At 40.6% G+C, this 22,588-nt stretch carries 24 protein-coding genes; 14 read left to right on the top strand and 10 right to left on the bottom strand.

The features are described from left to right. Positions 1 to 109: 109 nt before the first annotated feature. Positions 110 to 709, bottom strand: a complete 600-nt coding sequence (locus tag AACU25_RS22745) for a hypothetical protein (RefSeq protein ID WP_096579534.1) — start codon at positions 707 to 709, stop codon at positions 110 to 112. Further along, a complete protein-coding gene (locus AACU25_RS22740) occupies positions 702 to 1,340 on the bottom strand; it encodes a ParA family protein (protein ID WP_096579532.1) in 639 nt (212 codons plus the stop codon). The genes AACU25_RS22745 and AACU25_RS22740 overlap by 8 nt, the downstream gene beginning before the upstream one ends. A 315-nt stretch (positions 1,341 to 1,655) precedes the next feature. Between AACU25_RS22740 and AACU25_RS22735 the strand changes: the two genes are divergently transcribed. After that, positions 1,656 to 3,044, top strand: coding sequence for a cytochrome P450 (locus AACU25_RS22735; protein WP_096579530.1), 1,389 nt, complete (start codon positions 1,656 to 1,658; stop codon positions 3,042 to 3,044). A 149-nt stretch (positions 3,045 to 3,193) separates the two neighbouring features. Here the strand turns inward: AACU25_RS22735 and AACU25_RS22730 are convergent, their stop codons facing one another. Further along, complete coding sequence (locus tag AACU25_RS22730) at positions 3,194 to 3,778, bottom strand: acyltransferase (protein WP_096579528.1); 585 nt, start codon at positions 3,776 to 3,778, stop codon at positions 3,194 to 3,196. A gap of 206 nt (positions 3,779 to 3,984) precedes the next feature. Here AACU25_RS22730 and AACU25_RS22725 point away from each other — a divergent pair, with 206 nt between their 5' ends. Both AACU25_RS22725 and AACU25_RS22720 read left to right on the top strand, forming a co-directional pair. Further along, the gene (locus tag AACU25_RS22725) at positions 3,985 to 4,644 is read left to right on the top strand and encodes a hypothetical protein (RefSeq protein WP_096579518.1); all 660 of its coding nucleotides are present in this window, start codon (positions 3,985 to 3,987) and stop codon (positions 4,642 to 4,644) included. 69 nt (positions 4,645 to 4,713) lie between these two features. Further along, entirely contained in the window at positions 4,714 to 5,769 is a 1,056-nt protein-coding gene (locus tag AACU25_RS22720; RefSeq protein WP_190445922.1) for a HEAT repeat domain-containing protein, read from the top strand. Positions 5,770 to 5,822: 53 nt separating this feature from the next. On the opposite strand, the gene ccmS is transcribed toward AACU25_RS22720, so the two are convergent. Together ccmS and AACU25_RS22710 are read right to left on the bottom strand one after the other, a co-directional pair. Beyond that, the gene (ccmS, locus tag AACU25_RS22715) at positions 5,823 to 6,251 is read right to left on the bottom strand and encodes a beta-carboxysome assembly chaperone CcmS (protein ID WP_096579514.1); all 429 of its coding nucleotides are present in this window, start codon (positions 6,249 to 6,251) and stop codon (positions 5,823 to 5,825) included. 98 nt (positions 6,252 to 6,349) lie between these two features. Next, positions 6,350 to 8,158 (bottom strand): ABC transporter transmembrane domain-containing protein, encoded by a 1,809-nt coding sequence (locus AACU25_RS22710; RefSeq protein WP_096579512.1) that lies wholly within the window; start codon positions 8,156 to 8,158, stop codon positions 6,350 to 6,352. A gap of 202 nt (positions 8,159 to 8,360) precedes the next feature. Between AACU25_RS22710 and AACU25_RS22705 the strand changes: the two genes are divergently transcribed. The 7 genes from AACU25_RS22705 (at position 8,361) to purT (ending at position 14,234) form a co-directional block, all read left to right on the top strand. Continuing rightward, a complete protein-coding gene (locus AACU25_RS22705) occupies positions 8,361 to 9,209 on the top strand; it encodes a prohibitin family protein (RefSeq protein WP_096579510.1) in 849 nt (282 codons plus the stop codon). 82 nt (positions 9,210 to 9,291) lie between these two features. Next, a complete protein-coding gene (locus AACU25_RS22700; protein WP_096579508.1) occupies positions 9,292 to 9,708 on the top strand; it encodes a DUF1824 family protein in 417 nt (138 codons plus the stop codon). Positions 9,709 to 9,790: 82 nt separating this feature from the next. After that, positions 9,791 to 11,719 (top strand): ABC-F family ATP-binding cassette domain-containing protein, encoded by a 1,929-nt coding sequence (locus AACU25_RS22695; protein WP_096579506.1) that lies wholly within the window; start codon positions 9,791 to 9,793, stop codon positions 11,717 to 11,719. 139 nt (positions 11,720 to 11,858) lie between these two features. Further along, a complete protein-coding gene (locus AACU25_RS22690; RefSeq protein ID WP_096579504.1) occupies positions 11,859 to 12,101 on the top strand; it encodes an AbrB/MazE/SpoVT family DNA-binding domain-containing protein in 243 nt (80 codons plus the stop codon). Further along, positions 12,095 to 12,439 (top strand): type II toxin-antitoxin system PemK/MazF family toxin, encoded by a 345-nt coding sequence (locus tag AACU25_RS22685; RefSeq protein ID WP_096579502.1) that lies wholly within the window; start codon positions 12,095 to 12,097, stop codon positions 12,437 to 12,439. The genes AACU25_RS22690 and AACU25_RS22685 overlap by 7 nt, the downstream gene beginning before the upstream one ends. A 72-nt stretch (positions 12,440 to 12,511) precedes the next feature. Beyond that, positions 12,512 to 13,009, top strand: a complete 498-nt coding sequence (locus tag AACU25_RS22680) for a pentapeptide repeat-containing protein (protein WP_096579500.1) — start codon at positions 12,512 to 12,514, stop codon at positions 13,007 to 13,009. Positions 13,010 to 13,064: 55 nt separating this feature from the next. Next, the gene (purT, locus tag AACU25_RS22675; protein WP_096579498.1) at positions 13,065 to 14,234 is read left to right on the top strand and encodes a formate-dependent phosphoribosylglycinamide formyltransferase; all 1,170 of its coding nucleotides are present in this window, start codon (positions 13,065 to 13,067) and stop codon (positions 14,232 to 14,234) included. Positions 14,235 to 14,407: 173 nt separating this feature from the next. On the opposite strand, the gene AACU25_RS22670 is transcribed toward purT, so the two are convergent. The 3 genes from AACU25_RS22670 to crtH form a co-directional block, all read right to left on the bottom strand. Further along, a complete protein-coding gene (locus tag AACU25_RS22670; protein WP_096579496.1) occupies positions 14,408 to 14,728 on the bottom strand; it encodes a mannose-binding lectin in 321 nt (106 codons plus the stop codon). A 386-nt stretch (positions 14,729 to 15,114) separates the two neighbouring features. Next, the gene (locus AACU25_RS22665) at positions 15,115 to 16,446 is read right to left on the bottom strand and encodes a serine hydrolase (RefSeq protein ID WP_190445923.1); all 1,332 of its coding nucleotides are present in this window, start codon (positions 16,444 to 16,446) and stop codon (positions 15,115 to 15,117) included. A 158-nt stretch (positions 16,447 to 16,604) separates the two neighbouring features. Further along, positions 16,605 to 18,107 (bottom strand): carotenoid isomerase, encoded by a 1,503-nt coding sequence (crtH, locus tag AACU25_RS22660; RefSeq protein WP_096579494.1) that lies wholly within the window; start codon positions 18,105 to 18,107, stop codon positions 16,605 to 16,607. 783 nt (positions 18,108 to 18,890) lie between these two features. On the opposite strand from crtH, the gene upp reads away from it, so the two are divergent. From upp to AACU25_RS22645, 3 genes are all read left to right on the top strand, one after another. Beyond that, positions 18,891 to 19,541 (top strand): uracil phosphoribosyltransferase, encoded by a 651-nt coding sequence (upp, locus tag AACU25_RS22655; protein ID WP_096579492.1) that lies wholly within the window; start codon positions 18,891 to 18,893, stop codon positions 19,539 to 19,541. 76 nt (positions 19,542 to 19,617) lie between these two features. Further along, positions 19,618 to 19,971, top strand: coding sequence for a ssl2009 family thylakoid membrane protein (locus tag AACU25_RS22650; protein ID WP_096579490.1), 354 nt, complete (start codon positions 19,618 to 19,620; stop codon positions 19,969 to 19,971). 232 nt (positions 19,972 to 20,203) lie between these two features. Further along, positions 20,204 to 20,479, top strand: a complete 276-nt coding sequence (locus tag AACU25_RS22645; RefSeq protein WP_096579488.1) for a YggT family protein — start codon at positions 20,204 to 20,206, stop codon at positions 20,477 to 20,479. 384 nt (positions 20,480 to 20,863) lie between these two features. On the opposite strand, the gene AACU25_RS22640 is transcribed toward AACU25_RS22645, so the two are convergent. Beyond that, positions 20,864 to 21,076: a hypothetical protein gene (locus AACU25_RS22640; RefSeq protein ID WP_190445924.1), complete on the bottom strand. Its 213-nt coding sequence runs from the start codon at positions 21,074 to 21,076 to the stop codon at positions 20,864 to 20,866. 67 nt (positions 21,077 to 21,143) lie between these two features. Between AACU25_RS22640 and AACU25_RS22635 the strand changes: the two genes are divergently transcribed. After that, positions 21,144 to 21,794, top strand: a complete 651-nt coding sequence (locus tag AACU25_RS22635; RefSeq protein WP_096579484.1) for a Uma2 family endonuclease — start codon at positions 21,144 to 21,146, stop codon at positions 21,792 to 21,794. A 163-nt stretch (positions 21,795 to 21,957) separates the two neighbouring features. On the opposite strand, the gene AACU25_RS22630 is transcribed toward AACU25_RS22635, so the two are convergent. Next, the gene (locus AACU25_RS22630; protein WP_096583948.1) at positions 21,958 to 22,389 is read right to left on the bottom strand and encodes a biotin carboxylase; all 432 of its coding nucleotides are present in this window, start codon (positions 22,387 to 22,389) and stop codon (positions 21,958 to 21,960) included. Positions 22,390 to 22,588 lie beyond the last annotated feature (199 nt).

Raw genomic sequence — 22,588 nt, 5'->3', positions numbered from 1 at the left:
AAACGTAGGATGCGTTAGCGCCAGCGTAACGCATCCCTATTTTCACCAGAAAGGTGCGTTACAGCTACGCCTCACACACCCTTTTATATAGAATTCACGGGAAGCCTTATCAATCAAGTAACCACATCTGCGAAGAACTATCTTCTGGTTCATCTGGTTGTGCGATCGCTAATCTTTCTGATGATCTATGTGATTTTCTATAATAGTCTTGACCATGAGTCTGTTTTACTGGTTTATAAGTTTCTTGTTGTTGTTTTAAAGCATTACTTTGAGCTACAAGTTGAGAATTAGCTTCGACAAATTTTTCTTGTTCAGCTTTCAAAGAGTTAATTTCTTCTATCAGCTTCGAGTTAGATTCTGCTAAATGTAAAGCGGCTTGTTTAGCTTCCTCAAGTTCTTTTGTGAGCTTTGTAGCTAATGCTTTTTGTTCAGCTACAGCTGAACCTAAATCTGTAACTTGTTTTTGGAGGTTGGTTTCTGTGGCGTGAGATTTTTCCAGACTTTCTTTTAGCTCTTTAATAGTATTTTCTAAATCAGCCTTGGTGGGTGTGGAACGCCTAGCTGTAGTTGATGACTCTGGTGTCTGCGTTGGTGTTTCCTCTACTTCGCTAACAGCTTCAGCATTTACCTCAATCGCTGTTTCACCTTCAGATGGCGTAAATTTTTGTGCTTCTTCTTGTAATAAATCAGATAGACGTTTTTTAACCATTATTCCTCCAATCAAGCTGTAATTCATTAGCTACACGACGATAGTCTAACTGCGCTTCCAGTGCGTGTTTACCTCGCCATTGAGTAATCGCCACACCCTCAAGTGCTGCTCTCTCGTGCGCTTTATAGGCGCGGATAAAGGTTTTACAAGCGGGGATTCCTAATCGCGTGAGGGTGTTTTGCGCCTCAACTGCTTCTCCAATACTGCGCGGATCGACTTTGGTAAGCAGCACCCGATGGGGAACTCCCAAAGGAATGACAGCTTTTCTGACTGTCTCAATTAAGACGGTTAGATCCATTGGTGCTGGGGGTGTGGGTAAAACGAGATAATCTGCGATCGCTACTACCGTCGCCAATGCTTCAGAGTGCAGCGCCGGAGGCGTATCCACTATTACTAAATCGTAACCTGTTAGCTTTCTTAAATCACCTAAAAGTTGCGGATTTGTTTCTTGAGATAGATCAAACCCCATACCGTTCTGATTGCGCCCAAACCACCAACTGGCAGAACCTTGAATATCTGCGTCAATCAGAATTACATTGTATTTTTGGGCAAAGTTTGCAGCCAGATTAACTGCGGTAGTCGTTTTACCGACACCTCCTTTACCGTTGAGTATAGCAATGATGTTTGGCACTTTTTAACTTCCGACGCTGCCATATAAGAATATACTGCTTTGTGCCTCCACTACTTATTTTGCTAACACTTGCTTACAATTCCCAGCAGCCAGCAATCTCTTTCGTCTTTTGCCAACACAAAAGACAAATGACTAATGACAGCCTAAATGTAAAAATTTACAATCTAGACGCGCATCAGTTTAACTTTATTCTAATAGAATTTGGCAATTAATTAGTAGCAAATACTCATATCTTGCGAGGGATTTTTCCGCCCTCAATATTAGAAAAACTTGTAACAATAAAAGCCGAAACTTATCTCATCCTCGGAATTTTATATGACACTCACTCACAGCTTACCTGATGGGCCAAAACTACCGCGTTGGCAAAGGCTTTTCAAGTTTGTGACTCAACCAGTGCAATATCTAGAAGATTTTGCCCAAATCTACGGTGATTCATTCACTGTTTGGAGTCAGGGTGCTAACCATCTGGTGTATTTCAGCCATCCCCAAGCGATAGAGGAGATTTTTACTGCCGATCCGAGTTATTTTCAGACTGGTGGGGGGGACGGAATTTTAAGATTGTTGTTAGGTGATAATTCTTTAATTTTACTAGATGGCGATCGCCACCAGCGCCAACGGCAATTATTAACCCCTCCCTTTCATGGCGAAAGAATGCGGGCTTACGGCCAAGATATTCGTGAAATTGCTGAACAGGTAAGTAATGAATGGCAGATTGGTAAACCTTTCAATATCCGTAACTCCATGCAAGAAATTACCTTGCGCGTCATTTTACGAGTAGTGTTTGGTTTGGATGAAGGTGAGCGGTTTCAAGAACTGCGGCAATTGCTCAGTTCTTTGCTAGATTTTATCGGTTCTCCTGTGCTGTTTGCTTCCTTCTTGTTTAAATTTATGCGACAAGATTTAGGTGCATGGAGTCCCTGGGGTCGGATAATCCGCCAACTGCAAAAAATTGACCAATTAATTTATGCTTTGATTGCAGAACGTCGCGCTGAATCTAAACAAAATCGTCAAGATATCCTCAGTTTGATGATGGCTGCTCGTTATGAAGACGGACAACCAATGTCAGATTTAGAATTACGTGATGAATTAATGACATTATTGGTTGCAGGGCATGAAACTACTGCTTCAGCATTAACATGGGCTTTTTACTGGATTGACCAATTACCAGAAGTGCAGGAAAAGTTACTAAACGAACTAGATACCCTTGGTGTCAATCCTGATGCGAGTAGCATTGCTAAGTTGCCTTATTTAACAGCAGTCTGTCAAGAAACATTGCGGATTTACCCAATTGTGATCAATGGTTTTCTGAGGGTGGCAAAATATCCAATTGAAATTATGGGTTACAAATTACCAGTCGGAACCCTAATTATACCTAGCATTTATTTAGCGCATCATCGCCCAGAAATTTACCCAAATCCCCAACAATTTCGCCCAGAACGCTTTTTAGAAAGGCAATTTTCACCCTATGAATATTTACCTTTTGGTGGTGGTAATCGTCGCTGTATCGGGTTAGCATTTGCCCAATATGAAATGAAAATTGTTTTAGCAACAATTTTGTCGCATTTTCAAGTTTCATTAGTAAATAAACGTCCTGTATCTCCTGTACGCCGTGGCTTAACCCTTTCCACACCCCCAGGATTGCGAATGGTTGCAAGACTTCAAGTAATACCAATTCAAAATTCAAAATTCAAAATTCAAAATTAAGAAAACCATATGTAGCAAGGGTTTTTGAGTTTTGCTCTGTTTCTGAATTTTGGAGAATTGGTATAAAGCGTGCAAATAGCTTAATTCGTAATTCGTAATTAAGAGGTAGGATGCGTTCGCCAAGGCGAACGCATCATTCAATAGAGACATTATCTACTATTTTGCTCACTTGCAAGGCGTTCATAATGTTCTTTATCCCGATACTTAATAGTTCTCATCGGTTGATTACCAACAATTGCTAAAGGCTCAATATTGCCAGTTACAACTGTACCAGCTGCGATAATTGCGCCATCTCCAATCGTCACACCAGGGACAATAAGAACATTACCACCAATCCAAACATTACGACCAATAACTACTGGTTTATGAATATAAACATTATATTCATAGGGCAGATCATTACTTTGATAATCATGATTTGCCGAAAGGATGACAACGTTAAATCCGATTGTACTATGATCGCCAATTGTGATTCCACCACGACCATCTAATAAAACATCCGGGCCGATATAAACTTTATTTCCTAAAGAAACATTTTGTGGATGCTCAATTTTGATATCCCGCTTAAATCGCACATCTACACCACAAAATTTTAATTGCGGCTTCAGTTGTTGATGCTTATAACGCCTGATTTTATTTTCTAAGTATTCTCCCCACTTGACTAAACGGGGTACTAAATTTTGCTCTAATATTCGTTCCAATTTATTCGTTACTTTATTTTTTAACTGTTGCATAAACATTCGCAGGATTTAGGAAACAAGACGGGTATTGAAATTACCAGCCATATTTGTTAGGTTTCCCAAGAAAAGGCATTTTATCGCAAGTGAATTGAGTCTCACTACCAAGAGGTTAGGCACTAAGACTTGACAGCCAGCCAACTGATGTAGCAAAATCCAATTCAAGTCCTTTTCGTCCCACGTTGTAAAGTGGATAGGAGGCTATGCATGATTGGCAATATTTCTTTAACTGCGATGGCTGCGCCAATGTCTTTGACGAACGCACTTTTCTAAATCAAGATAATTACCGCATCTTTGAACCAGAGTGGAAAGCTGAAATCCTCCACTGGTTCAAACGAGAGGATGTAGCTAAGGCGCAAAAAGAAGAATTTATCCAGGCTTTAATAGATTTTAATGATGGTTGCGGCGATTTTTATCGTTACCGCGCCTACTTTTTTGCGGCTGAAGCTTTAGCTTACTTCCCTGACTGCAGTTTAGGGGATGCGATTGTTGCACAACTGCTGAAATGGAGTTATGGCTATTTTCGTCAGGATAAGCGAGATTGGCAAATAGTTCCAAAACCTTTAGTGAAAGCAGCTAGAACAACTCTGGAATTAACCGATAGAAACCGGGTAGTTGCAGCCTTTGTTCAATTAGTTCATACTACTGAAAGTCGCACAATTATGCGCCGAGCAGCAGAGAAATTAGCACAATTCGCTCCAGGTAATAAAAGTGCGATCGCAGCTTTGGCGCTACTACATTCGGTTCCGAATCAGGAGAAAATAGCTGTTAGCAGTAAAAGTGCGTTCGTCAAAGACGTTGGCGCAGCCATCGCAGCTGTAATTCAAATCATGGAGACAACGCCAAACAAGTATAATTGCTGAGAGGCGATCGCAACTTTAGGAAAAATCGCTGTCGGTAATCAAACTGCGATCGCATCTCTCGTCAAATTCTTGCAAATCAACCAAGGCGATAGAATTTGTTTAGATGCAGCTAAGGTGCTTTGGCAAATCGATCCCGGTAATGCTGCTGTAATCCAGGCTTTAGTTTATCTTCTGGAAAATTCTGCAAGTACATTTCTTAGAGAATGTGCGGCTGTGTATTTACTCAAAATTGAACCAGGTAATCAAGTAGGTATTAATGCTCTATACGAGTTGATTAAAAATCTCGCCAAATTTTCGGAGGATATAGAGTATGACAAATATATCGCATATGTAGCAACCGAGAGATTGTTAGAAGTTAATACTAGCTTGGGTGAGGAAAATCAAGCGATAATTGCAGCATTAATCGAATTGATTTCTACTACGAAAAATGATTACTTACTATGCGATGTAGCTCGCATTTTAGGTAAAATTGACCCTGGTAATGAAATAGCGATCGCTACTTTACAGCGAATAATTGCAACAACTGAGGATGAATCGATTTGTTGCCAAGCTGCTGCTTACTTAGGAGAATTAATTCCCGGTAACATCTTCGCAATTAAAAAGTTATATCAACTAATTACAACGACTCAAAGTGAGTGGGTGCGGATATCTGCTACTCAGAATCTCTTGAAAATTGACTTGACTAATCCAACTGCGATCGCTAATTTATCCCAAATACGACAAAGCAATCTATCTCAGTATGAATCAATTGTGTTTGCTACAGTTCGTAATTTAGAACAACTTTATCTAGCCAACCAAATATTACCAGAGAAACTAAACGAAGTTATCTCTACTCTCATCCAATTTATTCAACCCTTGACACCAGATAATGACAGTCAAAACTGCTTCAACAGTCAAAGCACAAATCAGCCATCCTACGAAGATTATTTAATGGATATAGCTGATGTTTTGACAACAATCCTCCGCACCGAAGATTTACCGCAAGTCATCACAGCTTTAAAAGGCTACCTCAGCCAACCGTTTGCTAAAAACAGTTCTTATCGCTACGATGCTGTATTTCATATTATCTGGCATTGTGCCAATAATCTAAACTATCGAGATTTCTACATAGCTTGGTACAGCTGATGAGATGAATAATTAGCGTGGAGGGAAGCAGAATAATTCTGTTTTCCTCTGCTTTACAAAGCAATCTGTTCTCTCATCCGTTGTTCTAACAGTTCCAATAACCCATCGACATCTTTACCAATTTGCTCAAAACAAGCTGGTGGTGGTGGTTCTGGTGCAAATTGAATTAACTTAATTTCACCTTTACCAATACCAATCATCACCACTTCTACTTCTGCTTTATGATTCTCAATAATTCCTATAATTTCTTGCAGTCGATTCTCAACCCGACTATTTAATTTCTCCACCTCATCTTTTGGACAATACACAAAATGCGGTGCTGGTTGTAAATCAATGCCAATAGTACCCTGACTGTTACCATTTTCTAACCACAATCCCCAAAATAGCGCCGCCAATTCTGGTTGATTTGCTTTGACAAATCTATCTAATTGATTGCGCCATTTGCTATCGCCTGATTCCGGTTGGGTACTACCAAAAAACATAAATAATTCGTAATTTGTAATTCGTAATTCGTAATTAAGAGTAATCAAGCCAATTGTCGTAGAGACGCGATTAATCGCGTCTCTAGCAACTCTTGAATTTATCTCAAACCAGATTGCACGCGCCAGAGGCTAGCGTAAACACCGTTTTGTTCTAGCAATTGTTCATGGGTTCCAGACTCTACTAATTTCCCATGTTCCATGACATAAATGCAATTGGCATTGCGGATGGTAGAAAGACGATGAGCGATCGCAATTGTGGTTCTATTGACGGTAATCCGTTCTAGCGATCGCTGAATTGCAGCTTCTGTTTCATTATCTACCGCTGAGGTCGCTTCATCTAAAATCAAAATGGGGGGATTTTTTAACACTGCACGCGCGATCGCAATTCTCTGTCTTTGTCCACCAGACAATTTTTGTCCTCTCTCCCCGACGATTGTCTCATAACCTTGGGGCAGGTGCATAATAAAGTCGTGGGCTTCGGCTACCTTCGCCGCTGTAATAATTTCTTCCTCTTTCGCCTCAAAGCTACCGTAGGCTATATTCTCCGCTACTGTGCCATGAAACAAAAATACATCTTGACTGACTAAACCAATGCAGCGGCGTAAATCCCGCAAATTTAAATCTTGTAAGTCAATACCATCTAAGGTAATGTTGCCAGTTTTAATTTCATACAGCCGCAACAAAAGTTTAACTAAAGTACTTTTACCAGAACCCGTAGAACCGACAATAGCAATTGTCTGACCAGCGGGAATTTGCAAAGATAGATTTTTAACTACTGGGAATCTATCTTGATAGGCAAAAGTCACATTTTTAAATTCCACTTCACCACGCACTGTGTTTGCAGGTAAAGCCCTATCACCCGGGTGAATCGCTATGGGTGTATCCAATAAATCCATGACGCGATTAGTAGAAGCCATTGCCCGTTGATATTGGTCAAAAGTATCTCCTAATCTAGTTAAAGGCCACAGCAAGCGTTGAATTAAAAATACCAATACGCTGTAAGTCCCCACAGACATCTTGCCTGCCACCGCTGCCATACCGCCGTACAATAGTAATGCTGTAAAACCCACCAAAATCAGCATCCGAATTAGAGGTACGAAGGCAGCAGAAAGTTGAATTGCTTTAGCGTTACTTTGCCTGTAAGCGTCACTGTCTTGCTTTAAGCGAGAAGTCTCGTAATCTTCGGCGGTGAAACTTTTGATCGTCATAATCCCGCTTAAGTTATTCACCAAGCGCGCATTCAAGAAACCCACCTTTTCCCGTACATTGGCGTAACGTGGCGCAAGCAACCGTTGAAAAGCAAAGGAACCCCAGAGAATAAACGGCATCGGCGACATCGCCATCCACGCTACACTAGGAGCCAATACAAAGAAAGCACCACCGATAATGACTACTGTTGTGGCAACTTGGATAATATCATTAGCCCCTACATCCAAAAACCGCTCTAGTTGGTTAATATCATCACTGAGAATAGACATTAAACCGCCAGTGCTGCGTTCTTCAAAATAAGCTAATTCCAAATCTTGCAAATGATTGTATGCATCTAGACGCAGGTTATGCTGAATATTTTGCGCTAAATTACGCCAAAGTTGAGCATATGCGTACTCAAAAACCGATTCTAGTATCCAAATGATGATAGTGAGCAGGGAGATAATTAAAAATTGTCCAAAGACATCTTTTACCCCTAACTGAGCAATAATAGAATCCTGTTGCTTGACAACAACATCCACCGCTACCCCAATTAAAGCTGGTGGTGCTAAATCAAACAGCTTATTCAGGATGGAACAACCAATCGCCAGCCAAATTTGTTTACGATACTCATGCCCATAATCCAAAAGACGCTGGAGGGGATGCACAGAATGCCTACGCTTTCTTGATACCTGATGAGATTTAAATGCTGTAGCCACAATGAGTCTCAGTTGCGTGCAATTGATATTAACACGACATTTGAACCAGGCGATCGCGGAAGTGGGGAGATGAGGGGAAAGGGGACAAGGGGACAAGGGGAAAGGGAGAAATTACCAATTACCAATTACCAATTACCCCATGCCCAATGCCCCATGCCCATAAAAATAATTTACTTGCGGAGATGATTAAGGAGATGAAAATTTGAATAATCAGCAATTTGCGAATTGGCAAACCACTGTTTTAGGCATTTTTTTGGCAATCCTGGTGAGTATTGCATTTAATTCCTTTATTATTATTAATCCAGGTCAAGCTGGAGTAATTAGTATCTTGGGTAAAGCGAGGGATGGAGCCTTACTAGAGGGTATCCACCTCAAGCCACCGTTTATTTCGGTGATAGATGTATATGATTTAACTGTACAAAAATTTGAAGTGCCGGCAGAGAGTTCTACTAAGGATTTGCAAAATCTATCGGCGCGGTTTGCCATTAACTTTCGCCTCGATCCTACCCAGGTAGTAGAGGTGAGACGCAAACAAGGAACCTTAGCCAACATTGTCTCTAAAATCATTGCCCCGCAAACCCAAGAAGCTTTTAAAATTGCCGCTGCGCGCAGAACAGTGGAAGAAGCAATTACCAAACGCAGCGAATTAAAGGAAGACTTTGACAATGCCTTAGGCGATCGCCTAGATAAATATGGGATAATTGTACTAGATACTAGTGTAGTTGACTTGACTTTTTCGCCCGAATTTGCGCGAGCAGTCGAGGAAAAGCAAATCGCTGAACAACGGGCGCAAAGAGCTGTTTATGTAGCGCGAGAAGCTGAACAGGAAGCACAAGCTGAAGTTAATCGCGCTAAAGGTAAAGCCGAAGCGCAAAGACTTTTGGCAGAAACGCTCAAAGCCCAAGGTGGACAGTTAGTTTTGCAAAAGGAAGCGATTGAAGCATGGAAAGCTGGCGGCGCTCAAATGCCCAACGTCTTAGTTATGGGTAACGACGCAAAAAATAGTGTACCCTTTATTTTCAACCTAGGTAATACTCAAAGTCAGCCCTAATTTTGGATAAATCATTTTAGTATAGTAGGCAATTACCACCTGAAATCCAAATAATCACCAAAAACCTCCATCAACCATATTCATGTCAACTCCTAATCATCCCAATCTCACGGCTGAAGACGCAAGAAAAATTCTCAACAAGTTCAACTGTTTAGATATTGCACCAATCCTCAAGCCATCAGAAAAAGCTTCAGTCCGGCGGGCTTTAATTCTCATAACTAGCCTTTCTGATTACCAAATTTTGGGTATTTGTGCGGATACAGCCGAATCAGGAAAGCTGGCTATGAAGACTTATTCCCAGGCTTTTGGTTATGAAGCGCCGAGTAATTTACCTGACATTGAAGGGCCAGTTTATATCAAATTAAACGGCAAAAATGGCTTGTGTTATATCGATTCCTACGCCGGTCATCATCGTGGTGTATTAGTCTCTTGTCAGTCGTACAATAGTGGGGGCATCAACGAAATGTATGGACATTTACCCCTCGATTTATTTGTCTAAATTGCAGCCAGGTAGGTAAGGTGATTGCTTTATTTACCTGGCTGACGCATGACAAATTAACTAGGACAAATCACGAATTTTTATGAGCATTATTACACTACAATCTGTTAAAAAAGACTTTGGTATTAAGGAAATATTAAAAGATGCCAGCTTTAGTTTAGATGCTACTGATAAAGTTGGATTAATTGGTACTAATGGTTCTGGTAAATCCACTTTATTAAAAATGATTGCTGGGCTAGAACCGATAGATAGCGGACAAATTTTAGTTAACTCTGGTTCTAAGGTAATTTACTTACCCCAGCAACCAGATTTAGACGAAAACCGCACAGTTCTAGAGCAGATTTTTGCCGATAGTGGCGAACACATGGCTTTGGTGCGTGAATATGAAGAACTTTCCGATAAACTAGCGCACTATCCCGAAGACAGTCAGCTAATGTCACGGCTATCGGTAGTCATGCAAAAAATGGATGCATCTGGCGCTTGGGAATTAGAAACCAACGCCAAAATTATCTTGACAAAGTTAGGTATTTCCGACTTTGATACCCGCATTGGCACATTATCCGGTGGCTATCGCAAGCGGATTGCTTTAGCAACAGCCTTGCTATCCGAACCAGATGTATTGTTGATGGATGAGCCAACTAACCATCTCGATGCGCTATCTGTAGAGTGGTTACAAAGTTATTTAAATCGCTATCGTGGAGCATTATTTTTAATTACTCACGATCGCTACTTTTTGGATCGTGTCACCAATCGGATTATTGAAATCGATAGAGGTGACATTTACACCTATACAGGTAACTATTCATATTACCTGGAAAAGAAAGCTTTAGCAGAAGAATCTGCCGTTAGTAGCCAACGTAAACACCAAGGCGTATTGCGGCGAGAATTAGAATGGCTCAAACGCGGCCCCAAAGCGCGCAGTACCAAACAAAAAGCCAGAATTGATCGCATTCAAGCTATGCGAGAAACTGAGTTTAAACAGGTTCAGGGTAAAGTTGATATTTCTACAGTTAGTAGAAGGATTGGCAAAAAAGTTATTGCCATTAATAAGATTTCTAAAGCCTACAATGGGCGCACCTTAATTAAAGATTTTACCTACGAATTTAGTCCCGAAGACCGCATTGGGATTATTGGTGGTAACGGCGCAGGTAAATCCACATTAATGGATATGATTACCGGACGAGCGCAGCCGGATGCAGGTAATGTAGACATTGGTGCTACAATTCATATCGGTTATTTTGACCAACATTCTGAAGAATTGCTCACAGCTTTAAACGAAAATCAGCGCGTGATTGACTACATCAAAGAAGAAGGTGAATTTATCCCGATTGCTGATGGGACTAAAATCACAGCTTCCCAAATGCTAGAGCGATTTTTATTTCCTGGTAATCAGCAATATGCGCCAATTCATAAACTATCTGGTGGTGAAAAACGGCGATTATTTTTGTTGCGCTTACTAATGAGCGCACCCAATGTTTTAATTCTAGATGAACCGACTAATGATTTAGATGTGCAAACCTTAGCGGTACTAGAAGACTATTTAGAAGATTTTACTGGATGTGTAATTGTAGTTTCGCACGATCGCTATTTCTTAGACAGAACTATCGACACCATTTTTTCCTTTGAAGAAGGCGGAACTCTTAGGCAATATCCTGGTAATTATTCAGTTTACCTTGACTATAAAAAAGCTGAAGAAGCCGCACAACAAGAAGCTGCTAGTAAAGAAAAATCCAGCAAGATAGAGCCGGAAAAACCTGCATCTCAACCAAAAGATTCCGAATCTAAAAAGCGCCGCAGGATGTCAAATTGGGAAAGGAAAGAATTTGAACAGTTGGAAGATAAAATTGCTCAGTTAGAAACTGAGAAAGCGGAAGCAGAGAAAGCTTTATTAAATGTTACGGCGGGGAATTATAGCCAGGTACAAAAATTGTACGAGCAAGTGGAAACGCTCAAGCAAGCAATTGATAAAGCCACTGAAAGATGGATGGAATTAGCTGAGATGGATGCTTAAAACAGTTATAGATAAATATCAACTTTTAAAAATCTAAAATTTATTTCAAATAATTTTCATAGGTGCTAAATTTATTAATTTTAGCATCTACAATCGGTAGTATACTCAATGTATATACATCAAATCTTAATTCTCAACAATGGTCACCCAAAAAATTAGCATCTGGGGTAACTCTCTGGGAATCAGGCTCCCGCAAACCATTATTCAGCAGATGGGATTAAAGCAAGGAGACTTTGTGGCGATTTCAACAGAGGGAAATAAGATTATTCTATCTCCGACAAGACCTAAGTATACTCTTAATGAATTACTCAAAGATGTTACTCCAGATAAACAGCATGATGAAGTGGATTGGGGAGAAGCTGCGGGAGAAGAAACTTGGTAAAAATAGACGGACGCATCCCTGACCGCGGTGACATCATCCAATTGGAATTGAATCCCCGTACTGGAAGTGAGCAAGCAGGCTATCGTCCCGCTATAATTATCTCGCCCTTACTCTATAATCAAATTTCAAATATTGTACTAGTTTGCCCCATAACTAGCCGCAAGAAGGGATGGCCTTTTGAAGTAGAACTCCCAGATCAAATGCAAACTTACGGAGTAGTATTAGTAGATCAAATTAGAGCAGTTGATTGTATCGCTAGAAAAGCAGTTTTTGTGGAAAAAGCGCCGACTGAGTTGATTGATGAAGTGATAGCAAGATTGGAACCGCTTCTGTCCTAACATCCGTTATATGGCAAGATTTTAATTCATCCCATATAACACTTTCTATAAGTCAATTTTTATTGAGAAATTATGCTCCATATCTCAACTCAAAATATACGCGATCGCGCTATCCATTTTTTAGAACAAACTCCAGAGCATAGGCTACAAATTCTCCGAAAATTAGGTATTGCTCGTTATGAATTTTTAACTCAATTGCGCCTTAATGAAGCGAATATAAACTGTATTATCAGATTTCTCAGTAATCCCAGCCAATTAAAATTTCCTAATTTAAGCGGTGCTGATTTATCTAATTTAAATTTAGCAGCAGTCAATTTTATTCGGGGCAATTTATCAGGTGCAAATTTGCAAAATACCATTTTAGTAAATGCCGACCTATTATTTGTAAATTTCACCCAAGCTGATTTAAGAAATGCAGATTTAAGCGGTGCAACTCTCAACCAGACTATCTGGCTAGATACGCTAGTAGATGAATGTCAGTTGGGGAATGGGACTGGTTTATCATTCCAACAACGTAAAGATTTACAACTGCGTGGTGCTAGATTTAACACTTCGGCAGATGATAATTAAAAGTCAAAAATAGAAATTATCAGATTGTATCGTTAATATTCACTTGGATTAATTCATGCATAATGAGATTAAATTGCCAAAAAAATTGATGTTGCTGGGTGCAGGAGAGTTAGGTAAAGAGTTTGTAATTGCTGCTCAACGTCTGGGTAATTATGTAATTGCTGTGGATCGTTACCCTAATGCGCCAGCAATGCAAGTTGCTGATTGCTCAGAAGTGATTTCTATGTTGAGTGGTGATGATTTAGAAGCGATTGTCAGCAAGCATCAACCTGATTTAATCATCCCGGAAATTGAAGCGATTAGAACTGAGAAACTCGTAGAATTTGAGCAACGCGGGATAATAGTTATTCCGACGGCGGCGGCGACTAACTACACAATGAATCGTGACAGAATTAGAGACTTAGCCAATGAACAATTAAATATCAGAACTGCTAGATATGGTTATGCAAATTCTCTAGAAGAGTTGAGAGTAGCTGCTGATTTAATTGGCTTTCCGAATGTACTAAAACCTGTGATGTCATCATCAGGAAAAGGGCAATCTGTAGTTCAAAATAAAGATGAAGTTGAACAGGCTTGGAATTATGCGATCGCAAATTCTCGCGGTGATACTCAAAAGGTAATTGTAGAGGAATTTATTAACTTTGAAATAGAGATAACTTTACTGACTATTAAACAGTGGAATGCGCCTACTATTTATTGTGAACCTATTGGTCATCGTCAAGAAAGAGGAGATTATCAAGAATCTTGGCAACCAGCCGAAATCTCTGAAGATAAAATTTTAAAAGCTCAAGAAATTGCTAAAAAAGTTACCGATGCGTTAGGAGGAGCCGGGATTTTTGGGGTTGAGTTTTTTATTACTAAAAATGAAGTGATTTTTTCAGAACTTTCTCCCCGTCCCCATGACACAGGTATGGTGACTTTAATATCGCAAAATCTTAATGAGTTTGAATTACATTTACGGGCTGTTCTAGGCTTACCAATTCCCAATATAGAACAGTTTGGCCCTTCAGCTAGTGCGGTAATTCTAGCTTCTGAAAAATCAGATTCTATTACCTATACAGGTGTAGCGGATGCATTAGCCCAAAAAGATGTAGATATTAAGCTATTTGGTAAACCCAGTTCCCATCCTTATCGGCGTATGGGAGTAGCTTTGGCTAAAGGCGTGAATGTGGAAGAGGCGCGAGAAAAAGCTACAAGCGCAGCTAGTAAAGTGAAATTAGTCTGATAATTTTCTCTAAGCTGTTACGCATTTAAGTTGCATAGTTAATCATCAGCATTGCCAAAAAATTGTAGAGACGCGATTAATCGCGTCTCTGATTAATTGCGTCTCTACTGTTTATCTTGGACAACCCTAACACCAGAATATTGGGTCTAGGTGCGTATCAGCTTAAATCTGCTTTATGGGCTACCTGTATATTCTAGGTTGCCATCAATGTTTTCAATTCCATTCAAAACTAGAGAACTTTCGTTCCATAAACCATCCATTCTGCGGCAAGTGGCAGATAGTACATCTCCATCAATAGAGATATTCGTCGCACTCAACTGAAAACTACTCCGCGCGTAAGGATCAGTTACTTCTAGAATGCCATCAATGTTTTCAATTCCTCTTAAGGATAGTGAGGTTTCGTTCCAAGAACCATCGCGTCTTTGACAAGTCGCTGATATTACATCTCCGTGAATAGAGATGTTTTCGCAAGTGTATTGATAACTGCTACCCATAGCTTATGTGTTTTTTCTAGTTTAAGTCCCGTAGAAGTTGTATGATATTCAACTTACAGAGGTATGTACTGCAAAAGCATTTTCAGAATAAATCGCCTATATTCCTTAATAAATGAGGTTTAATGCGATATAACTAGATGTCATTTGAGACACATTGCTTTTGTTAGTAGTAAATATTACTTCTAACTTTTACAAACTATCGATTTACTTAAGTTTTTTTTAATACTTAGTTTTTTGACGGATAAAAAGTAAAAAATATATCATTTTAATAAAAATAAAAGCAGGATAAACACTTAGTTGATAGCTGTGTTTATCCTGATTACGGTTCGGGTAGGAATTTTGCGTCAAAGACGCGATTCATCGCGTCTCTACAACCCGAATATTTGCTAGAAGTTGACGTTGGTGGGAGAATTACCAGTAGCAACGGGGTTAGGCTGATTGAGGTAATTGTAGACAAGCTGGGAAACTTGGCGAATAAAGTCTCTGCCTCTACTGTCTTTATAGGGACGTTTGACAAAGATAGCTGCTAGGTAATGTTTACCATTTGGCATGGTGATAAATCCTGCATCGCCAATGAGAAAGCCAATATCTCCAGTTTTGTTGGCGATGACTGCGCCTTTACCTAAACCTGCGGGAAGCAGAGTATGCACGGTGGTATGACGCAGAATATCTAAAGCTTGTTCTTTGCTACTAGGAGAAACTAGCTTGTTATTGACTAACAAAGCCAAGACTCTAGCCATGTCTTGAGAACTGGTAGTGTTGGTTCCTCGCAAGTCAGCTAAAAGATGGCGAATTACAGTGTCTTTCAATCCCCAGCTACGGAAACGCTGATTGAGTTTCGCTGCGCCACCCAAACGGTCAATAATCATATTAGTGGCGGTATTGTCACTAATAGTCACCATTTTGGTGATAGTTTCTAAAGCTGTGTACTTCTTCCCAACACGTTCATACTGCATATCTCCCGAACCATTGGTGACTAAGTCGCCGCGCATAGTCAGCTTCTCATCTAGCCTGACTTTACCAGCATCTAAATCTTGAAAAAAGGCAATGAGAATCGGCAGTTTAATTGTACTGGCTGCGGGAAAAACGCGATCGCCTTTAATATCCAAATAATTGCCAGTATCCAAATCGAGGAAAAACATTCCTGTGGTGAGGAAGCTGTAGCGACTCATCAAGGCTTTAATTTGGGGTTCTAAAGCCTTCATTGATGAATTTAAAGGGACTACACCCGCAAACAAATTTCTATTAGTAACTATAGGTTGCTCTGGAGTAATTACTGGTGGAATACTGGGTTGAGTAATAGCGACTCTGGTAATTTGGGGTAACTGTACAGACCAATGATTTGGGGATTTTTCTTGCAGCTGGACTTGGGAGGGATCTATGGTGTAACCAGGCGCTAAGGTAATCAGAATGCGGGTACTATCAGCACCAAACTGTCCAATTTGAATTTGTTGCGTGACTAGGCCTATCTTTTGAGTTACCTGGGGATAATTTAGGGTAACACCTGGTAAATCGATGGCGAGACTGGTAGAAGTCAAAAGTTGGACTCGTGGTTGCACAGTTTCATCTGTAGTGAAGTCAAGATGATTGCGGTTGCTATCAAAATGCCAATTAGCTACTGTCGCCGCTTTCACCGTTGCACCTAACAAACAGGTACTTAAAAAGCTGGCTAATACCCAGCTTGCTTTCACAATATTGTGTTTGTGTGTGAGTCGCATTAATTAAAACTTTCTGTGTGATGAAGATTGAGAAATTAACAATTAGTAATGGTTACAAAAATACAAATCTGACAAATCGTCAGAATTATATACTGCCGCGATAACTTTACAACTAGCGATCGCAATTTCCGGAAAGTTCTAACTCAATCTTTCAAAAATCACAACCCTAAATCTACGGCAATGCGGTGAGCACAAGCAAAACCCGAAAATGCTACTGCATTCAACCCCTGACCAGGAAAGGTACTATCGCCTACACAATACAATCCAGGGATGGCGGTGCGATTAAATGGCATACTCAATAATCCGCGCAACTTCCGCCGAGGAATTGGCCCATAAGTCCCATCTTCTCGTCCCAAAAAGCGGCGATGGGTGCGGGGTGTTCCTACTTCCAAATAATCTATTCCTGCATCTAAACCAGGGAAAATTTGCTCTAAGCGGTCAATAATTCGCCAAGCTGCTGCTTCTTTGCGTTTCTCGTATTCTTGCTCGGTTAAGCCTTGCCAATTCTCTATCCAATCTGGTGTGAAAGCATGAATGATGTGGTATTCTGCTGGTGCTAAATCGGGGTCAAGCAAGGTAGGAATCGAAACAAAAATAGTACCTTGTGGTTTGGTCATATCCTGCCAATCTTCTAGCAAAATATGATGACACTCTGTCCCTGGTGGCAGAACTGACTGCTTAACCCCCATGTGTAAACTGAAAAAGCTGGGTGATTTCTGATATACTTGTTGCCATTTTTTCTCATTACGTGGCATTTCCTCTACAGGTAGTAATTTTTCAAAAGTATCCCAGCGTGTAGCATTAGAAACTATGCGTTTTCCCCGATAGATTTGACCATTTACCAATTCCACACCAACAGCCTTTCCGCGTTCGGTGAGAATTCTTTTCACCCTAGCTTGATACTGAATTTTTCCCCCAGTTTTCTCTAAACCTGTGGCTAATGCTTGAGCAATTTTTCCTACTCCCCCTTTGGGGTAATTAACTCCGCCATAATGTCGATCAGAAAAGACCATTCCTGCATTAATCATGGGTGTCATGTTGGCTGGAACCACCGACCAGCAATAACATTCCATATCGATAAATCTTAATAATTCCGGGTCTTTAATGTAACGGCGTGCGATATCTCCGGCATTTTGCGGCAAATATTTGACTAAACCCAGACAAGCTAAAGGATGTTTCAAAAATGTCCGTAACAAATACCGAGGTTCTTCTAATGACAGCAAATCCATGCTGTTGAGGCAGTTAAATACTTTCCAGCATTCGTCATAAAAACGACGAATCCCCTTTGTTTCGTGAGGAAAATAAGCAGTAAGATTTTGCAAATATTTTTCATAAACACGGTCAACTTTCAAGTCTAAACCGTTGGGTAAGTGGTAATGAATCTGCACTGGATCGGCAATTGTCTCTACGCTGACATTGACAGCATGAAGGGCACGGGTGAGTAAATTTGTAGTACCATTTTGCCCCATCCCAAAAATCATTGAAGCTCCCACATCAAAGTGATAACCTTCACGTTCAAAATAGCCAGCACTACCACCAGGAATGAGATAACTTTCTAATACCAGCACTTTAGCTCGTTTTGCTGCTAGCTGGGTTGCTGTCACCAAGCCACCAATACCAGAACCAATGATAATTACATCAAACAAGGAATTACGGGTCATAAACAATTAAAAATGCACAATTAGTCTTGAAACTTTTTCCAGTCGCTTTCGCACCAACAGAAGTTTGAATTTCAACACCCTATGAGAATGTAAAATTCAAAAATTTTATCTATGCAATTCATCATTACCATTGAATAGTCAGATATTTCACATAATCCCTTGAAAAAATGTAGCAGATATTACTTTTTATAGAAAAGATAATACTTAACTGCTTTGATAAACTGCGATCGCCAATTTAAAAAATATCCCAATGTTGCCAATATAGAAAGCTTTCGCGCCAACAAATATCTTAATTTACGTTCCCAATTTGCGAGGCTTTGATATATTGCGATCGCATCTGTTCTCAGTACACAGCATTTTTCCCTACAGCAGAGTCAATTTATAGAGTAAAACCACAATTTATGGCGAAAACGCAAGCTTGCGCGTTCTTACACACAAAAAAAGAGGGACAAGCCGCTACTGCTGGCTAATCCCGTCTGCCGATCCTTAAAGAGAGGAGAACACTTGATAACAATATAACCTTGGTTGAGAATACCTGTCAACTACTAATGCAATTTATTATCAATAAGCTAGAGTAGGCGATTTTTCTCAATCCCCATTACCCCCAATCCCCAATCCCCAATCCCCAATCCAAAATCCGTCTTGAAAAGTTTGCTCAACGGGGGGAACCCCCGCACGCAACTTTTCGCAAAATCCAAAATTGTATTAGCTGTCAGTCGGAGACGCGACAGAGTATTATGATGTTTCAGTTCTTATATAATAAAGAGTCGCCTTTTCCTGGCTATGACGGTACAACTGCGCGTTTATGTTCCACCCCATCCCCTAATTAAGCACTGGCTAGCGGTAGCGCGTGATGTAGCTACACCTTCGGTACTATTTCGCAGTGCAATGGTAGAGTTGGGAAGATGGTTGACTTATGAAGCAGCACGAGAGTGGTTGCCGACTCTAGAGACAACTGTGCAAAGTCCTTTAGATACAACTGCAGCAACTTTCATCGATCCACAAGTACCTGTGGCAGTAGTGCCGATTTTACGGGCAGGTTTGGGATTATTAGAAGGGGCTCAAACCTTGCTACCCTTAGCTTCGATTTATCATCTTGGCTTAGTGCGAAACGAGGAAACACTACAACCTTCTTGTTATCTCAACAAATTACCAGAAAAGTTTGACCCCCAAACAAGGGTGTTAATTACCGATCCGATGTTGGCAACAGGAGGATCGATGATGGCAGCCTTGTCAGAATTGACACAACGGGGTGTTGACCCAGCCTTTATTAGGATTGTTTGTGTAGTGGCAGCTCCACCAGCTTTGCAAAAACTGAGCGTGGCTTATCCTAGTTTAAATATTTACACTGCGACTATAGACGAGACCGTCAACGAGCAGGGATTTATTGTACCGGGATTAGGAGATGCAGGCGATCGCACCTTTGGGACTTGAGCTAGGATGCAGCTAGGGTAGGAAAATAAATTAACTGGTGTAAAAGTCACAGAGTTTCTTCAAGGCGGTTAAGAATATGAGTCAGCGTGATGGTTTTGTAGGTGGTTTTTTCGCAGGCGCGCTTTTTGGTAGCGTTGTGGGTGGCGTTCTGGGAGCCTTGATTGCTACCCGTCAAGATCCAGAACTATTAGCCGAAGATGAAGCACAACAGACGAATAACTCCGAGGAAGCTAAAAAAATACCTGGGAAACGTCGTCAGATGAGAGCTTCAGAAACAGACGGACTAGAAATGGAATCAGCCAGGCGATCGCTAGAAGACAAAATTGCCCAGCTCAATGCCACAATAGATGACGTACGAAAGCAGCTGGGAAATGTCAATGGCACTGCACCACAAACCATGAGCGATCGCTCTTTCACCAAAGATTCTTGACAACCTCAGGGACTTCCAAGGAATAAATTACTCAATTCCAGCATCGAATATAACTATCAAATTTCTGCTTCCCCTGCTTTCCCTGCTCGCCAAAGCAATTGATTATTTTTTGATTTGGAAGTCCCTTATCATACAATCAGTCTGCCAAACTCTGCTATACAGACGGCATGACACAGACTAAATTAAAATTTATGGTAATACCTTGTTCGCTTAAGAGGAAACTAAACCATCCATGAATCTACTGATTGCTACACTGGCTACTTTCATTCAGATTTACACTGTTTTACTCATTGTTCGGGTTCTCCTGACCTGGTTCCCCAATATTGACTTTTATAGTCAACCTTTTGCGGCCTTAGCCCAGATTACAGACCCCTATCTCAACCTCTTCCGCTCAATCATTCCCCCACTGGGCGGTATGGATTTTTCTCCCATCCTCGCTTTCTTGGTATTGCAATTAGCTGGCGACTGGCTGCTTCCTACTTTGCAGAGTCTATTCAATTATATGTAATCACAATTGTGCAACTGATGGAAAAAAGGGGTGAGTATAACTCACCCCTTTTTTGTTGAAAGGTAAAGTTAAAAAAGCGATCGCAGCAGTATTTTCTCCTAAAACCTTGCTTTTAATCTGGCATGACTAAGAGTTTGACTAAGCTAACATAGTAAAAATGTTTTCTGTCTATTGTCGGTAAAAATGCCAAGTCAAGATTACGGCTGGAAACGGTTTTGGTGTCCTCGGTCAGGTCGTATCGATTTGTCTTGTGGTGGATATTTGTGTGACCCAGACACAGAGTGGGGACACATATATAATCCAGGCCTTGGGATTAAAGGAGAATAAACATAAGTCAGAATTTAGGGATTGTCCATTCAATCACCATCATTCCACCTCAAAGCCTCAACTTTCAAACTCAGATCTCAAAAGTTGCACTTCAGAACACGAAAATCCGACATCGGAACACCAACATCCGAGTAAAAAGCTCAAAAATTCCCCTTCTGAACTCCAAACTTCGCCTTCAGAACAGCAACGTTGAGCCTCTGAACTCCAAACTTCGGCTTCAAAACCTGAAACTTCCCCTTCCGAACTCAAATATTCAACTTCAGATGTCAAAGTAGCGAGCAAAAAGCTGAGAATTTGAGTTACAAGAGATATAGCTTACTGGCATAAGGGTGAGAAAATGAGTAAAACTCAGACCCAATTACCAACAGACACATGGATTCCTGCTTCTTGGCAAGAATATTTACAAACATTCACCGATCTGCTGAACAAGCAGGCAAAAAGTTATTACTATAAAGGACACATGAGGCTGGAGATGGCACCAGTTAGCTTTGATCATGGTCAAAACCATGTGGTAATTATTTTTGCGGTAACTTTATTTGCAGCCCTCAAAGGAATTCCAGCCACAGGTTTAGACACAACCACCTTTCGTAAAACTGGAATTCAGGATTGTCAGCCTGATGTTGCCTATTATGTGAGAGAACGTGCCCAATCTATCCCAACTGGTACAGGAATTGTCAACCTTGATTTGTATCCTTCGCCAGATTTAGTTATTGAGATTGCGAAAACTTCTTTACTGGATGACTTGGGTACAAAGCGAAGTCTCTACGAAGATTTGAATGTATCAGAATATTGGGTAGTAGATGTGCAAAATGCCCAAATTATTGCCTACTGTATAGCAGAGCAGGGTAGTAAACGTATTCAAGTATCACAGGTATTACCAGGATTAGCGATCGCTCTTTTAGAAGAAGCTTTACGCCGTAGCCGGGAAATGAATCAATCTGAGGTTGGAGCTTGGTTATTGAGCCAGTTTCAACAAAATGAGGGTTGAACTTTGGTAGTTTGGAGGGCACCTTGATATCTTTCGTTTAAACCCTAATGATATCTAGTGCCCACCCTACAAGTTAAATACTTCGTCGCCGTCTGCTCCCTATGCTTACCCTATGGGTATATTGAGGCTGTGGACTTCCGCGTGTTCTTAACCAGACAAAATATTATTTCCGCACCTGGCCGCTAAACCCAGCAGCCTTAAACTGCTTCAGCTTTAATGGAGTAGGTTGATTTGCAGGTACAGAGATTCTGAATTCAAAATCGCTCACACCTGGGGGAATTTCGGGAATAGATCCCAAACGCGTACGGTTTTGTAGTACAGAGTCGTTGTTAGCATCATAGATGCGTCCAAAAATATCTGCATCGTAGACGGTTTTATAAGTACCATTCTCGGCTTTGCCAGTGACAATAAAACAGTTAGCTGCTGCAGAACCGCTACTAATAACAGCACCTTCTGCTAATTCTGGCGGACAATCCTGATAAGAAATATCGAATAATTTAATTTGTGTCAGCGCTAACGCCGGGGGAGTCAACACCAATAATAAAGCTCCCAAAAGGCAAGAAATAAATATTACCTTAATTGGTTTTAAGCACACAGTTACTAGGCGTGCAATTAATTCCTTGAACAAAGAGGAGTTTAGCTGACCTAAAGTTAGCAAATGAAACCCAGAAGTGATGCGGCTGTTATTTTTCATATCTAAAAATAGTTGTAACGAAATCTCCGTAACATTGATACCAAAGGCAGAATTTATTGCTTCAGTAGGTTTGGCTATTAGGTAAAACAAAGCACATTAG

Origin of the sequence: Tolypothrix tenuis PCC 7101, assembly GCF_963874875.1 — a bacterium.
Classification (GTDB): Bacteria; Cyanobacteriota; Cyanobacteriia; order Cyanobacteriales; family Nostocaceae; genus Aulosira; species Aulosira tenue.
The sequence above is the reverse complement of the archived record's forward strand: the minus strand, read 5'-3'. Positions and strand labels throughout refer to the sequence as shown.

Excerpts from the sequence above, each read along its gene's own strand:
- AACU25_RS22695 (WP_096579506.1), top strand. The coding sequence starts at position 9,791 with ATGAGCATTATTACACTACAATCTGTTAAAAAAGACTTTGGTATTAAG.
- upp (WP_096579492.1), top strand. The coding sequence starts at position 18,891 with ATGACGGTACAACTGCGCGTTTATGTTCCACCCCATCCCCTAATTAAG.
- AACU25_RS22650 (WP_096579490.1), top strand. The coding sequence starts at position 19,618 with ATGAGTCAGCGTGATGGTTTTGTAGGTGGTTTTTTCGCAGGCGCGCTT.
- crtH (WP_096579494.1), bottom strand. The coding sequence starts at position 18,107 with ATGACCCGTAATTCCTTGTTTGATGTAATTATCATTGGTTCTGGTATT.
- AACU25_RS22700 (WP_096579508.1), top strand. The coding sequence starts at position 9,292 with ATGTCAACTCCTAATCATCCCAATCTCACGGCTGAAGACGCAAGAAAA.
- AACU25_RS22690 (WP_096579504.1), top strand. The coding sequence starts at position 11,859 with ATGGTCACCCAAAAAATTAGCATCTGGGGTAACTCTCTGGGAATCAGG.
- AACU25_RS22725 (WP_096579518.1), top strand. The coding sequence starts at position 3,985 with ATGCATGATTGGCAATATTTCTTTAACTGCGATGGCTGCGCCAATGTC.
- AACU25_RS22730 (WP_096579528.1), bottom strand. The coding sequence starts at position 3,778 with ATGCAACAGTTAAAAAATAAAGTAACGAATAAATTGGAACGAATATTA.
- AACU25_RS22735 (WP_096579530.1), top strand. The coding sequence starts at position 1,656 with ATGACACTCACTCACAGCTTACCTGATGGGCCAAAACTACCGCGTTGG.
- purT (WP_096579498.1), top strand. The coding sequence starts at position 13,065 with ATGCATAATGAGATTAAATTGCCAAAAAAATTGATGTTGCTGGGTGCA.
- AACU25_RS22665 (WP_190445923.1), bottom strand. The coding sequence starts at position 16,446 with ATGCGACTCACACACAAACACAATATTGTGAAAGCAAGCTGGGTATTA.
- ccmS (WP_096579514.1), bottom strand. The coding sequence starts at position 6,251 with ATGTTTTTTGGTAGTACCCAACCGGAATCAGGCGATAGCAAATGGCGC.
- AACU25_RS22635 (WP_096579484.1), top strand. The coding sequence starts at position 21,144 with ATGAGTAAAACTCAGACCCAATTACCAACAGACACATGGATTCCTGCT.
- AACU25_RS22670 (WP_096579496.1), bottom strand. The coding sequence starts at position 14,728 with ATGGGTAGCAGTTATCAATACACTTGCGAAAACATCTCTATTCACGGA.
- AACU25_RS22680 (WP_096579500.1), top strand. The coding sequence starts at position 12,512 with ATGCTCCATATCTCAACTCAAAATATACGCGATCGCGCTATCCATTTT.
- AACU25_RS22645 (WP_096579488.1), top strand. The coding sequence starts at position 20,204 with ATGAATCTACTGATTGCTACACTGGCTACTTTCATTCAGATTTACACT.
- AACU25_RS22745 (WP_096579534.1), bottom strand. The coding sequence starts at position 709 with ATGGTTAAAAAACGTCTATCTGATTTATTACAAGAAGAAGCACAAAAA.